This window comes from Mesorhizobium sp. CA4, assembly GCF_020165075.1.
GTDB lineage: Bacteria > Pseudomonadota > Alphaproteobacteria > Rhizobiales > Rhizobiaceae > Mesorhizobium.
On the sequence record NZ_JAIUHK010000026.1, the window covers coordinates 73,186 to 86,320 of the forward strand.

Below are 13,135 nucleotides of genomic sequence, written 5' to 3' on the forward strand. Positions count from 1 at the left end.
CTTCCGAATGTGGTCAGCCCTTGACCGCGCCGGCCATCAGCCCCCGCACGAAATAGCGGCCGGCGACGACATAGACGATCAGGGTGGGGAGCGCGGCAATCATCGCCGCTGCCATGTTGACGTTGTATTCGACCACGCCGGTCGAGGTGTTGACGACATTGTTCAGCGCCACCGTCATCGGCATCACGTCGCCGGAGCCGGCATAGGCGGAGGCGAACAGGAAGTCGTTCCATATGTTGGTGAACTGGTAGATCACCGTCACGACGATGATCGGCAGCGAATTGGGCAGCATGATGCGCCGAAATATCTGGAAGAAGGACGCGCCGTCGACCTGTGCCGCCTTCACCAACTCGGTTGGAAAGGCCTCGTAATAATTGCGGAAGAACAGCGTTGTGAAGCCGAGGCCGTAGACCACATGGACGAAGACCAGGTTCACGGTCGAGTTGCCGAGACCGAAGTTGAACCCGGTTGCGTTCTGCAGGGTGACGCCGAAGCGGCCGAGGCTGCCGAGGATCGTCGCCATCGGCAACAGCACCGACTGGAACGGGATGAAGCAGGCGAACAGCATCATGGCGAAAACCAGCGTGTGGCCGCGGAAGCGCCATTTAGTCAGCACATAGCCGTTGAGCGCGCCGAGCAGCGTCGAGATCAGCACTGCCGGCAGGACCATCTTGATGGAGTTCCAGAAGTAGCCCTTCATGCCGACGCAGGTCAGGCCCGAGCAGACTTCGCTCCACGCCTTTATCCATGGCGCGAAGGTCGGCGCATGCGGCAGCGACAGCATGTTGCCGTTCTGGATCTCGTCCATCGTCTTGAACGAGGTGACCAGCATGACGAAGAGCGGCATCAAATAGAAGATCGCGAACAGCGCGAGCAAGCCGTAGATGACGATGCGGTTGAGCGTCCTGGCGCGGGCGCCGCTTGCGGCCTGGCCGGCGGGTGAAGCGACAGCGCTCATCGCGACTTCTCCCTGAGCTCGGAATAAAGATACGGAACGATGATGGCGGTGATGGTCATCAGCATGATCACCGCGCTGGCCGACCCGACCGCCATCTCGTTGCGCTTGAAGGTGAACTCATACATGAAGTTGGAGGGTAGCCAGGCCGAGCCGCCGGGCCCGCCGCTGGTCAGCGCCACGACCAAGTCATAGGACTTGATGGCGAGGTGCGCGAGCACGATGAAGGCCGACAGGAAGACGGGCCTGAGCAGCGGGATGACGATGCGGCGGTAGAGCTGGAATGTGGAAGCGCCGTCGATCTGCGCCGCCTTCATGATCTCACCGTCGATGCCGCGAAGGCCGGCCAGGAACATCGCCATGATGAAGCCGGAAGCCTGCCAGACGCCGGCGATGACCACCGTGTAGATGACGAAATCCTTATTCTTGATCCAGTCGAAATGGAAGCTCGTCCAGCCCCATTGATGCAGTGTCTGCTCCAGCCCGAGGCCGGGATCCAGGAACCATTTCCAGGCGACGCCGGTGACGATGAAGGAGAGCGCCATCGGGTAGAGATAGATCGGCCGCAGCACGCCTTCGCCGCGGATCTTCTGGTCGAGCAGGATGGCCAGGAACAGGCCGAGTGCCAGACAGATCAGGATATAGAGGAAGCCGAAAATGCCCATATTGGTGATCGAGGTGTACCAGCTCGAAGGCGGGTCGCTCTCGAAGGTCCAGCGCCACAGCCGCTGATACGCCCGAGCGCCGGTTATGTCGTAGGACGGGAAGGTCTTGGAATTGGTGAAGGACAGGTAGATCGTCCACAGGATGAAGCCATAGACGAAGACGATCGTCGCCGCGAAGCTTGGCGCCAACACGATCTTCGGCAACAGATCCTGCAGCCACGAACGGACCGTCGCGCCGGGACGAGCGTCGTGCTCCGGTGTCAGCTTGATCTGGGTTTCGGCAACTGTGCTCATCGGCTCATCCAGTACTGGTTGGTCGGAACCCACCCGGCGCGAAAAAGCGCCAGGGTCTGTCCCGCACCTTTTGTCGACAGGAGACCTCCCCCGCCGTAGCGGGGGAGAGTTGCTTCGAGCGAACCTTACTTGGCGTCGTCGATCGCCTTGACCAGCTCGGTCACGGCCTCGTCGGAGGTCTTGATCTGGCCATGGACGAATTTCGACACGACATCCTTGTAGGCGTTGGCGACGGCCGGCGGGGCGCCGTAGCCCTGGGCCAGCGAGCCGAACAGCGTGCCGCCCTCATTAGCCTTCTTCAGGTCGGCGATGCCCTTCTTGCCGCAAGCGTCGAAGTCGGTGTCCGGCACGTCGGTGCGGGCCGGGACAGAACCCTTCACCACGTTGAAGGCCGACTGGAAGCTCTTCGACAAAGTGGCGGTGGCCAGAGCGATCTGGGCAGCCTTGCGGTCTTCCGGAACGTTGAACATGCCGAACATGTCGGAGTTGTAGATCACCGAGCCGTCGGTGCCCGGGAAGCGATAGCAAAGGAAGTCTGTGCCCGGGGTCTTGTTGGCTGCGTGGAACTCGCCCTTGGCCCAGTCGCCCATGACCTGAACCAGCGCATCGCCCTTGATGACCATGGCGGTGGCGAGGTTCCAGTCGCGGCCCGAGAAGTTCGGGTCGACATATTTGACGAGCTTGGCGAGGTTGTCGAACGACTTCTTCATCGTGTCGGACTTGAGCGACTCCTCATCGAGGTCGTTCATCGCTTTCTTGTAGAACTCCGGCCCGCCGGTCGACAGCACGACAGAGTCGAACATGGTCGCCTCCTGCCAGTTCTGGCCGCCGAGCGCGAGCGGGATGACGCCCGCGGCCTTGGCCTTGTCGAGCAATGCCACGAAGTCGTCGAAGGTCTTCGGCTCGGTGCCGCCGATCTTGTCCATCACCGCCTTGTTGATCCACAGCCAGTTGACGGAGTGGACGTTGACCGGAGCGGCAACCCACTTGCCGTCATAGACGGAGAACTTCTGCAGGGCAGCCGGAACCGACTTGTCCCAACCTTCCTTCTTGGCGGTCTCGGTGAGATCGCCCATGACGCCGGCGGCGGCATAGTCGAGCACGGTGTAGCCCAGCATCTGCGAGGCGGTCGGGTAGTTGCCGGCCGCGACCATCGCCTTCAGCGCGGTCATGGCGGCGTCGCCGCCGCCGCCGGCCACCGGCACGTCCTTCCAGGCATAGCCTTCCTTGGCCAGATCCTGCTTCAGCACGTTCAGAGCAGCCGCTTCGCCGCCCGACGTCCACCAATGCAGCATCTGGACTTCCTTGACGTCCGCGGCATGCGCCGAGAACGCAAAGCTCGTCGCAAGAGCCGTTCCGATAAGCAGTTTGCGCAACATGTACTACCTCCCTTGTTGCATGCACATGACCGGCGGGTGTCCGCCGGAGCCTCCCAACTCAGCCGACCCACCAACCGGTGCGCTGGCCGCGATGAAACTGAATAGTCTTTTCCTCGGTATAATCCTCGACGGCGCGTTTGCCGAGTTCGCGTCCGAGACCGGACTGCTTGTAGCCGCCGAAAGGCAGCTCGGGGTAACCTTCCATGAACGTGTTCACCCAAACCGTCCCCGAACGCACACCGCGCGCCACCGACATGCACGTGTCCATGTCGGCGCTCCATACCCCTGCAGACAGACCATAGGGCGTGTTGTTGGCAATGTGCAATGCCTTTTCAATCGTTTCAAAAGTGAGCACGGACAGCACCGGTCCGAACACTTCCTCGCGGGCAATCGCCATATCCTCCGTGACGTTACGGATGATAGTCGGATCGAGATATTGGCCGGCATTGGATGCAAGCCGGGCGCCGCCGGTGAAAACGGTGCCGCCATCGGTTTGCGCCGCCGTTACATAGCCGGCTACCTTTTGCATATGGTCGGCCGAGATCATCGCGCCGACCTTGGTGCGGTCGTCGAGCGGATCGCCGACGCGGACCTTCCGGGACAGCGCCTTCACCATATTGAGGAAGTCGTCGGCGATTGCCTTATGCACGATCAGGCGGCTGCCGGCATTGCAGCATTCGCCGGCATTGAAGAAGCCGCCGAACACCGCGGCATCCGCCGCCGCTTCGAGATCGGCGTCCGGGAAGACGATCTGGCCGTTCTTGCCGCCGAGCTCCATCGAGATCTTCTTCAGCGAATTCGAAGCGGCCGCCATGGTCATCTTGCCGACGCGGGTCGAGCCGGTGAAGGAGAGCATCTCGACCAGCGGGTGGCTGACCATCGGCGCACCGACATTGGCGCCGATGCCGGCAAGGACGTTGACGACGCCGGCCGGCAATCCGGCTTCGAGCAGGATGTCGCCGAGCACGAAAGTGGAAGCGGACGTCATCTCGCTGGGCTTCACCACCGCCGTGCAACCGGCGGCCAGCGCGAAGGGCAGTTTCTGGCTGACGATCAGGAAGGGGAAATTCCAGGGCGTGATGATCGAGACGACGCCGATCGGCTCGCGCAGCACGACGCCCAGCATGGAGTCGCCGAGATTGGCGTAACTTTCGCCATGCAGCGTGCGGGCAAGCGAAGCGGCATAACGCCAGATGTCGATCGCGCCGCCGATCTCGCCGCGCGCCTGGGCGATCGGCTTGCCGGATTCCAGCGCATCGAGGCGGGCGATCTCTTCCAGTCGCGCCTCGATCAGGTCGGCAGTCTTCAGCAGAACCGCCGCGCGTTCCGACGCCTTCATGCGCGGCCATGGGCCGGTCTCGAAAGCCCTGTGCGCGGCCTGCACCGCCGTCTCGACTTCCGCTGCGCCCGCTTGCGCATAGCGGGACACGACAAAACCGTGGCCAGGGCTGGCGCGTTCGATGCTGCGGCCGTCGCGGGCATCGACATGCCTGCCGTCGATCAGCAGCTTATAGGCCTTTGGCGCCTCAGACGCCTCGGCCGGCATGGCAATGTTGAGCGGTGCGTTCATCATCTCTTCTCTAGGATCTCGAAAAGGCCGGCTTTTGCTTGGCCTTGAAGGCGTCGACGCCCGCTTTGAGGTCGGCCGTCAGCGCAATGAAGCCGCTGGCCAGCGCCTCGGTCGCGGCGGCATCTTCCTCGCCCTCGGCGATGCCGATCATCAGCTTGGCGGCCTCGGTCGCCAGCGGGCCGCGCTCGGCGATCTTTTTTCCCCAGACTTCCGCTTCGTCGAAAGCCTTGCCGGTCTCGACGACGCGGTCGACGACGCCGTGCGCCAGCGCATCGGTTGCCAGGAAAATCTCGCCGCCAATCGCCATCCGACGCACAATCTGTGCGCCGAAGCGGCGTACCGCGCGCTGCGTGCCCGACCAACCGGGAACGACGCCGATCGAGGTTTCGGGGAAGCCGAGCTTGACCTGCATTTCGGCGACGCGGAAATCGCAGGCCGCGGCCAGTTCCAGCCCACCGCCCAGCGCATGACCGGAGAGCACGGCGATGGTCGGCTGTCTGAGCCGCGCCAGCCGGTCGAAGACGCGGTGGCCGTAGCGCACCCATTGCACCTGGAAGTCGGCGGCGCTCATGGCACCCCAGGCCTCGACGTCGCCACCGGCGCAAAAACCTTTGCCTTCGCCACGGATGAGCACGGCGCGAACGCCGTCGGCCAGTTCCGCTTCGTCAAGTGTTGTCTCGAGTGCGCGCAGCATCGGGATATCGAGGGCGTTGAACTTTTCCGGCCGGCGCAGCGTGACGATGCCTATGGCGTCGTCCCGCTCGAAGGTGACAAGCTCAGCCATGCGCGCCTCCGAGCGAAGCGCCGCCATTGAGCGACAGGCCGATCGGCCGGTCCTGATAGAGCGCCGCAGGCGTGAGCTTGAGGTCGTTCGCCACAGCGAGCGGGATCTCGGCCTGCGCCAAGACATCGCGTTCGAGATCGATGCCGGGCGCCAGTTCCGTCACCATCAGCCCGTCCGGCGTCAGCTTCATCACGCAGCGCTCGGTGACATAGGTGATGTCCTGCCCTTGGGTGACCGCCCGCTTGCCGGAGAAGGAGATATGCTCGACCTCCGCGACCACCTTCTTGATCTTGCCTTCCTGGTCTATGCGGATCGCGCCTCCAGCCAGCGACAGCTTGGCGCCGGCATTGAAGAAGCCGGAGAAGACGATCTTCCTCGCGCGCGCGGTGATGTCGACGAAGCCGCCGGCGCCGGCGGTCACATGCGGCCGCGCCGAAAGCTTCGAGACATTGACCGAGCCGTGGCGGTCGATCTGCAGGAAGGAGAGCAGCGAGGCGTCGAAGCCGCCGGCCTGGAAATAGATGAACTGGTGCGGCGAAGGCATGATCGCCTCGGCATTCGAGGCGCAGCCGAACTTGAAGTCGAGCAGCGGCACGCCGCCGACCGCGCCCTGCTCGATCACCCAGGTGACCTTGCCGTGCTGGCCTTCCTCGAGAAGGATGCGCGGCACGTTGGCCGAGATGCCGAAGCCGATGTTGACGGCCATGCCGTCGCGCAATTCCATGGCGACGCGGCGCGCGATGACCTTCTGGATGTTCATCTCCGGCGTGCGGAAGGTGGACAGCGGCCGGAAGATCTCGCCCGAGATCGCCGGGTCGTAAGGGGTCTGCGTCGTCTGCAACTGGTCGGGCGCCACCACAATATGGTCGACCAGCACGCCCGGCACACGCACGTCGTGCGGCTTCAGCGTGCCGTTCTCGACAACGCGCTTGACCTGCGCAATGACGATGCCGCCATTGTTGCGGGCGGCCAGCGCCTGCTCCAGGCCACCGAGATAGGCGCCCTCATGCTCGTAAGTGAGATTGCCGCGCTCGTCGGCCGTGGTGGCGCGGATGATCGAGATGTTGGGCACAATGGCGCGGAAATAGAGCCATTCCTCGCCGTCGAACTGCTCAACCGAGACGATCGGCTCGCCGGCCGCCGCATTCATGGCGCAGCCCTGGTGACGCGGATCGGCAAAGGTGTCGAGGCCGACCTTGGTCAGCACGCCCGGCCGCTTGGCGGCGGCCTCGCGATGCATGTCGAACAGGATGCCGGAGGGCACGTTGTAGGCGGCAACGGAATTGTCGCCGATCATCTTCCAGATCTGCGGCGGCTCGGCGGAGGAGGGGCCGGACGGATAGGAGCCGCAGAGCGTGCGCTTCAAGAGGCCGGGCTTGGCGAGATGGTCGATGCCCTTGATGCCGTACATGTCGCCTGCGGCGATCGGGTGCAGCGTGGTGATCGCCTTCGGATGGCCTTCCGCATCGAAACGTTCGCCGATCGCGGCAAGCACGGCGTCGGGGCAGCCGAGGCCGCTCGACGACGACACCGAGACGACCATGCCGTCCTTGATCAGGCTGGCGGCATAGGCCGCCGAGACGAGCTTGCTCACGCGAGGCCCCCAAGTTGCGGGTCGATAGCGACGGCCTTACCGGTGTTCGACGATTGCAGTGCTGCTTCGGCCGACGCCAGCGACCAGACGCCATCCTCGCCGGTGGCGGCAGGCTGGCCTTCGCCGCGGATCGCGGCATGGAAGTAGCGCAGCGAGCGGGTGTAAAGGTCCTCGCGGTCGAAGTTCAGGTCTTCCTCGCCATTCGCGGTGCGCAGCAGCACAGAACCGACCGGCTTCTGCGTCATCACATTGGCGGCGATCAGCGAGCCTTCCGAGCCATGCACCTCGAAACCGGTGCCGGCGAATTTCGTCGTGAAGCCCTCATGCGACTGCGCGATGACGCCGGACTTGAAGCGCCAGATGCACATGGCCCCGTCCTCCAGGCCGCCGGCTGCCATCCCGGCCGACTGCGTGAAGGCGGAGATCTCGACCGGATCGTCGCCGAGCACGAAGCGCAGCGTGTCGGCATCGTGCACGGTAATGTCGAGCACTACGCCGCCGCCGGCTTCGGGTTTGGTTATGCGCCAACCTTGCAGGTTTTCCGGCAGATAGACGGAGTGGAAGACGCGCGCCGCGATCGGCTTGCCGATGCGGCCGGCGGCAATCGCCTCCCGCATGGCGCGGTGCGCGCCGGCATTGCGCAAATGGTGGTTGGTGCCGAACACGATGCCGGCGGCTTTCGCGGCGACAACCATCTCACGCGCATCGGCGCTGGTCAGCGCCAACGGCTTCTCGCACAGCACATGCTTGCCGGCCTTGATGGCGGCCAGGCCCTGCTCGAGGTGCAATTCGTTGGTTGTAGAGATGTAGACGGCGTCGATGTCCGAGTTGAGCAGCGCGTCGAGAGACGAGACGGCGACAGGAATGCCGTTTTCCCTCGCATAAGCCTCCGCGCGCTCCGGATTTGAGCTCATCACGGCGGCGATCTCGCCATCGGCCTGCGCGCGGATGGCATCGATCATGAACTGTCTGGCGATCGTGCTGGCACCGATCAATCCCCATCGCACGCTCATGCAGCGTCTCCCACTTGGCTGTTGCGGTCAGGGCCGCTGCTTTCCCGCACGACGAGGCTGACGGCGCCGATGTGGTCCTCGGCGCGCGTGGTGCGCGACTGGATCATCTTCAGCATGACGTGGGCGGCCCGCTCGCCGAGGCCCGCGGTATTGACGGCAACACTGGTCAGCGCCGGGCTGTAGTGCTCGGCCTCGGCGACATCGTCGAAGCCGACGACGGCAAAGTCCGTTCCCGCCTCGAGCCCGCGTTTGCGCAATGCCAGGATGGCGCCGAAGGCTACCGCATCGTTGAAGCACAGCGCCGCGGTCGGTGGCTGCGGCACGGCAAGGGCCGTCTCCAGGCAGGCCATGCCGCCCTTGCGGCTGGTCTCGCCCTCGACGATCAGCCGGTCGGAATTCGGGATGCCGAGCGTTTCGCAGGCTTCGAGGAAGCCCCCCAGGCGCTCCTGATAAACAACGAGATCGGATGAACCGCCAAAGAACGCAAGGCGGCGATGACCCCTGCGGATCAGATGCTCGGTGGCAAGCACAGCGCCGCGATGGTTGTCGGGCGCAATCACCGGGATGCGGCTCTCAGGCAGCCGGCGCATGGTAAAGACGATCGGCACGCCGGCCGCCTCGATGCGGCGGAAGGCGCCCGGCGTGGTGCCGCGCGCCGGCGAGACGATGAGGCCGGCTACACCTTGCTCCATCAGCGATTTCAGCACCTCTTCCTGTCGCACCGGGTTTTCGGCCGTGTTGGCGATGAAGGGCACGACGCCTGCCGCCTGGAAGACGCGCTCCATGCCAACGGCAAGCTCGGCGAAGAACGGGTTGGTGAGATCGTTGATCACCATGCCGATGACGTTGGAATGCGCCTTGCGCAGATTGGCGGCGCCGCGGTTGTAGACATAGCCGACATCCTCGATCGCCTTGCGCACCCTGGTCGCGGTTTCAGGCCGGATCAGCCCGCTGCCCTGCAGGACGAGCGACACCGTCGATTTGGACACGCCGGCCTCGCGGGCGATGTCCAGGATCGTCGCCTTGGCCCGGCTGGCCATCCTCGTCGCGCCCTCCGTATTTTGAGCGAATTTATTGGAACGTTCTAATCATCGATCCAAATAGGAGTCAATCGCGATTCCATCGGAGATTCGAAAAATTGATTGAAGCGGTTTAAAACTCCAGCGAATGCAAGGACTCCACCTAGGGAGACACAGTGCTTCGCCGGCTCGGGTGACTTGAACCATAAAGCTTCTTGATTTATTGGAACGTTCCATTTAATAGCGACCGACGGGAGAGTTCCATGGACATCATCTTGCCTGCGGCAAATGGCGACCGGGTCAGCTACCGGCTCGTCGGCAAACCGGCCGAACCGATCCAGGATGCGCGTTTCTCGCGCATCGCCTATGCCGCCGCCCATGTCGTTGCCGACCCAATCGCCATGACCAATCCGTGGTCGCGGCCGGCGGTCGACTGGGGCCGGACCATGGCGTTCCGCCATCATCTGTGGCGGCTCGGCTTCCGCATCGCCGAGGCCATGGATACCTCCCAGCGCGGCATGGGTTTCGACTGGGCGAGCGCCAAGGAATTGATCCGGCGTTCGATCGCCGAGGCTAAAACGGTGCCGGGCGCCGATCTCGCATCGGGGGCGGGGACCGATCACCTGGCGCCTGCGGCGACCAAGATGCTCGATGACGTCATCCGCGCCTATGAAGAACAATTCGCCTTCATTGAAGGCGAGGGCGGCAAGGCGATCATGATGGCGAGCCGCGCGCTGGCGGCGGTGGCAAAAGGGCCGGACGATTATGCCCGCGTCTATGATCGGATGCTCTCCCAGGCGTCAGGCAAGGTCATCCTGCACTGGCTGGGCGACATGTTCGATCCGGCGCTCAAGAACTATTGGGGCAGCGACGATTTCGATACCGCGCTCGACACGGTCGTCACCATCATCGAACGGCATGCGGGCAAGATCGAGGGCATCAAGATATCTTTGCTCGACGCGGAGAAGGAAGTGCTGCTGCGCGACCGGCTGCCCGACGGCGTCGTGATGTTCACCGGCGACGATTTCAATTATCCGGAGCTGATCGCGGGGGACGGCAAGAGGCATTCGCACGCGCTGCTCGGCATCTTCGACGCCATCGCCCCGGTCGCCAACGCCGCGCTGGCGAAATTGGCGGAGGGCGACAAGGCCGGTTACGACGCGCTGATGGCGCCGACCGTGCCGCTGTCGCGCAAGATCTTCGAAGCGCCAACAGAATACTACAAGGCGGGCATCGTCTTCATGGCCTGGCTGAACGGGCATCAGGACCATTTCACGATGGTCGGCGGCATGCAGTCGGCGCGCGGCATATGCCATTACGCGGACGTCTTCCGCCTCTCCGACCAGGCCGGTCTGCTGGCCGACCCCGAGCTTGCTACCGCCAGGATGAAGGCACTGCTGGCAACGGCGGGCGTCTGAGCCGATCCCCCGTGAGGGGATTTGCGTTCCGCCGGCAGGTCATATTCGCTTGTCAAATTCAGGATGAGCGCGGCAATGCGGCGATCGCGGCGGCTGCCAAGATCGGCGATCGGTCCGAACGAGACGCGTTCAATCGGCGAGTTCGTGGTGTAGGCCGGCAATCATCAGGGAGAGCGCTTCAGCGTGAAGGGATACTGGCTCATCGTCGGAACCGAGATTTCGGACCAGGAGGCGCAGGCCGAATATAGCCGCCTCTGGAGCCGATCGGCGAAAAAATACCAGGCACGAACCAACACGACAAAGCAGTCGCCTCTGCTCGTCGAGGCGCGCGACGCCAAGCGCATGGTCCTTGTGGAGTTTCCGTCGCTGGAGATCGCCAAGGCTGTTAGGCGGACCCGGACTATGAAAAAGCCATGCGCTTCGCGCTCAAGGCGTCGAATCGCGTGCTCGTGATGTTCGAAGGGATCTCGGATAGTCAGCGCGCGTAGCGCCGCTCCGGGGGGCGCTGGCGCCCTTCCCTTCGTTGCCGACAAGGCGCCCAGGCTGAATTAGCTGGCCGGACATACGATACCCGGCCTGCGGGAAGTCGGGGGACTAGGGCAGACAGGCCGGGTCCTTACCCCGTTTGCTGTGCGGGGCAGGCGAATATTATGCGCCAATTGGCGGGTTTCTGCATCAACGATTTTAGTGACAGCTAATGAAATTAGGCCGCGCAACAAAAATCCCGCCGGCAGAGGCCTACGGGCTGTTCAGTGATGGGTATTCATCGCAGCACGCACGTGCACTTTCACAAATATCAAGACGCCGCCTGCTCACGTCGCCGCTGGGCGCGACCAGTGGCTGACCCTGCGGGTGCAATGTTCCTAAGCCGGTTGCTCGGGGTCCCAGTGGCGGAGATTGGCCAAGTTATTGGAAGGATGGTGGGCGTAACAAGGTAGCGCAATTCGCTTCCCCGGAGGGGTACCACGGCCACCACCCGCCCGTTCACCATCGCCGCGGACGTACCTTGAACCTATCGATCCCGTCTCAACCTACATCACCGCGATCGACCCCGTGATGTTCACCATCGCAGTCTGGCGCTACCGGCAGCGCGATTATGATCGGGATGGCAGCAAGCGCTCTTATGGCCGTGCTGCTCGTGCCGCGTGAGTTCAGACGAGCCCTGTGAGCAACATTACGCAAGCCGCGTGCCCGGCCACGAAACCAGTGGAAAGGCATAGAAATCTATATCAATGCGTGCATGCTAATTTAGCTTCCTCTTTGGCCGACTCATTCCTACCGAGTCGGTTAGGCCCGGCAGTTCAACCCAACGCAAACCCCAACGCGGAACTGTCGGGCCGCTCTACGGGGAAGGCGTCCAGCCCTTGCGCTGCTCCGGCGTTAGAGCGTGATTAGTGAACTGGACGTTCCGGTCCTCCCGGCCGGCGGCTCGGCACTCGTGGCAGTAGATCACTTTGATCAAGCCCCAGTGCATGCAGGAGTGATCCGGGCCAAGCCGTTTGACCAGTTCGGCGACGTCGAGCAGCGCAGTCCGCCTGCATGTGAGGCAATAGACCGACAGGCCAGTGCCGGCCGCCAGCTTCTTGCCAAGCGTATCTTCAACGAACGGGTATTTATTCGACATTGGCGATCCTCGTGACCGGGGTCGCCGCACCACTCCGAATATATTCCTCTGCGCCGGCTGATCGGCAAGAGTGCAGGCCCAAAAAAACCCGCTGTGGAAAAACCACAGCGGGCTCTTTGCCGGGCCTCCCAGGGAACCGCATTCCAGTGTGGGCCTGTTTGCGATAACACCCCACCCGACGCGACGCGCCGGGAAGGGAGGCAGCCCGAGCGCGCCGTCTGCTTCATCAACTTCACGCCTGGTCCGATGTTCCATTAGCAGATGCTTGACTAAGCCGCTTCCCGCTCCAGACTCATCCCGATGGCGAAGGGCTCTTTCAACATTGGCGATGAAGTCGCCATCACAGCCACGGTGCGCAGGCGGGTGACAAAAGATTGGGTAAGCGTCTCTATCCCGTCCTACAATCAGCCGCATTCCATTGTGAACCGGACATCGAAGGTCAAGCATGGCCAGCCGATCGAGCTTCGAGGCGACGTGACCCGAGTCGATGGAGACAAAGTGACGGTCAATCTCGGTGTTCCGGTCACCGTCGACATCGCAACGGTCAAACTCGTGACAGCTTATGTGCCGCCCAAGAGAAAGACGCCGCTGGTCGACAAAGCAACCTAGGCCCCTGGGGACGTTGGTTCGTGAGCCGGAATCGGCGACACGCCGCTGATCTTGCGCGAAGCCTGCGAAGTCTTCTTCACGCTCGGCAAGGTGTACGGGCATCATCACGATTTCCAGAAGAACGCTGCGGAGGTCTAGACGTCATGTTCCGAGGCGGAGATCGGTGGCCCGCCCTTTCGTGCGATTAAAAGACGAGGGTTGCTCGGATGGG

12 protein-coding genes are annotated in these 13,135 nt (G+C 63.2%); 3 read left to right on the forward strand and 9 right to left on the reverse strand.

What is annotated here, in order from left to right:
- Nucleotides 1-13: 13 nt before the first annotated feature.
- The 8 genes from LB528_RS20825 to LB528_RS20860 all read right to left on the reverse strand — a co-directional run bounded on the left by LB528_RS20825 (nucleotide 14) and on the right by LB528_RS20860 (nucleotide 9,294).
- Nucleotides 14-958 (reverse strand): carbohydrate ABC transporter permease, encoded by a 945-nt coding sequence (locus tag LB528_RS20825; protein WP_224514020.1) that lies wholly within the window; start codon nucleotides 956-958, stop codon nucleotides 14-16.
- On the reverse strand, nucleotides 955-1,914 hold the full coding sequence (locus tag LB528_RS20830) for a carbohydrate ABC transporter permease (protein WP_224514021.1): 960 nt from the start codon (nucleotides 1,912-1,914) through the stop codon (nucleotides 955-957). Before LB528_RS20830 ends, LB528_RS20825 begins: the two co-directional genes overlap by 4 nt.
- Nucleotides 1,915-2,039: 125 nt before the next feature.
- Nucleotides 2,040-3,293 (reverse strand): ABC transporter substrate-binding protein, encoded by a 1,254-nt coding sequence (locus LB528_RS20835; protein ID WP_224514022.1) that lies wholly within the window; start codon nucleotides 3,291-3,293, stop codon nucleotides 2,040-2,042.
- 58 nt (nucleotides 3,294-3,351) lie between these two features.
- Nucleotides 3,352-4,863 carry an aldehyde dehydrogenase family protein gene (locus LB528_RS20840; RefSeq protein ID WP_224716134.1) on the reverse strand — a complete coding sequence of 504 codons (1,512 nt, stop codon included), beginning with the start codon at nucleotides 4,861-4,863 and terminating at the stop codon, nucleotides 3,352-3,354.
- A 10-nt stretch (nucleotides 4,864-4,873) separates the two neighbouring features.
- The gene (locus LB528_RS20845; RefSeq protein ID WP_224716125.1) at nucleotides 4,874-5,647 is read right to left on the reverse strand and encodes an enoyl-CoA hydratase/isomerase family protein; all 774 of its coding nucleotides are present in this window, start codon (nucleotides 5,645-5,647) and stop codon (nucleotides 4,874-4,876) included.
- Nucleotides 5,640-7,241 carry an acyl CoA:acetate/3-ketoacid CoA transferase gene (locus LB528_RS20850; protein WP_224716126.1) on the reverse strand — a complete coding sequence of 534 codons (1,602 nt, stop codon included), beginning with the start codon at nucleotides 7,239-7,241 and terminating at the stop codon, nucleotides 5,640-5,642. The genes LB528_RS20845 and LB528_RS20850 overlap by 8 nt, the downstream gene beginning before the upstream one ends.
- Nucleotides 7,238-8,254: a Gfo/Idh/MocA family protein gene (locus tag LB528_RS20855; RefSeq protein WP_224716127.1), complete on the reverse strand. Its 1,017-nt coding sequence runs from the start codon at nucleotides 8,252-8,254 to the stop codon at nucleotides 7,238-7,240. Before LB528_RS20855 ends, LB528_RS20850 begins: the two co-directional genes overlap by 4 nt.
- Entirely contained in the window at nucleotides 8,251-9,294 is a 1,044-nt protein-coding gene (locus LB528_RS20860; protein ID WP_224716128.1) for a LacI family DNA-binding transcriptional regulator, read from the reverse strand. Before LB528_RS20860 ends, LB528_RS20855 begins: the two co-directional genes overlap by 4 nt.
- 242 nt (nucleotides 9,295-9,536) lie before the next feature.
- On the opposite strand from LB528_RS20860, the gene LB528_RS20865 reads away from it, so the two are divergent.
- Together LB528_RS20865 and LB528_RS20870 are read left to right on the forward strand one after the other, a co-directional pair.
- Entirely contained in the window at nucleotides 9,537-10,691 is a 1,155-nt protein-coding gene (locus LB528_RS20865; RefSeq protein ID WP_224716129.1) for a dihydrodipicolinate synthase family protein, read from the forward strand.
- 183 nt (nucleotides 10,692-10,874) lie between these two features.
- The gene (locus tag LB528_RS20870; protein WP_224716130.1) at nucleotides 10,875-11,144 is read left to right on the forward strand and encodes a DUF1330 domain-containing protein; all 270 of its coding nucleotides are present in this window, start codon (nucleotides 10,875-10,877) and stop codon (nucleotides 11,142-11,144) included.
- A gap of 889 nt (nucleotides 11,145-12,033) precedes the next feature.
- Here the strand turns inward: LB528_RS20870 and LB528_RS20875 are convergent.
- Entirely contained in the window at nucleotides 12,034-12,315 is a 282-nt protein-coding gene (locus LB528_RS20875; RefSeq protein WP_224716131.1) for a hypothetical protein, read from the reverse strand.
- 300 nt (nucleotides 12,316-12,615) lie between these two features.
- On the opposite strand from LB528_RS20875, the gene LB528_RS20880 reads away from it, so the two are divergent.
- Entirely contained in the window at nucleotides 12,616-12,924 is a 309-nt protein-coding gene (locus LB528_RS20880) for a hypothetical protein (protein ID WP_224514033.1), read from the forward strand.
- The last annotated feature ends 211 nt before the right edge of the window (nucleotides 12,925-13,135 follow it).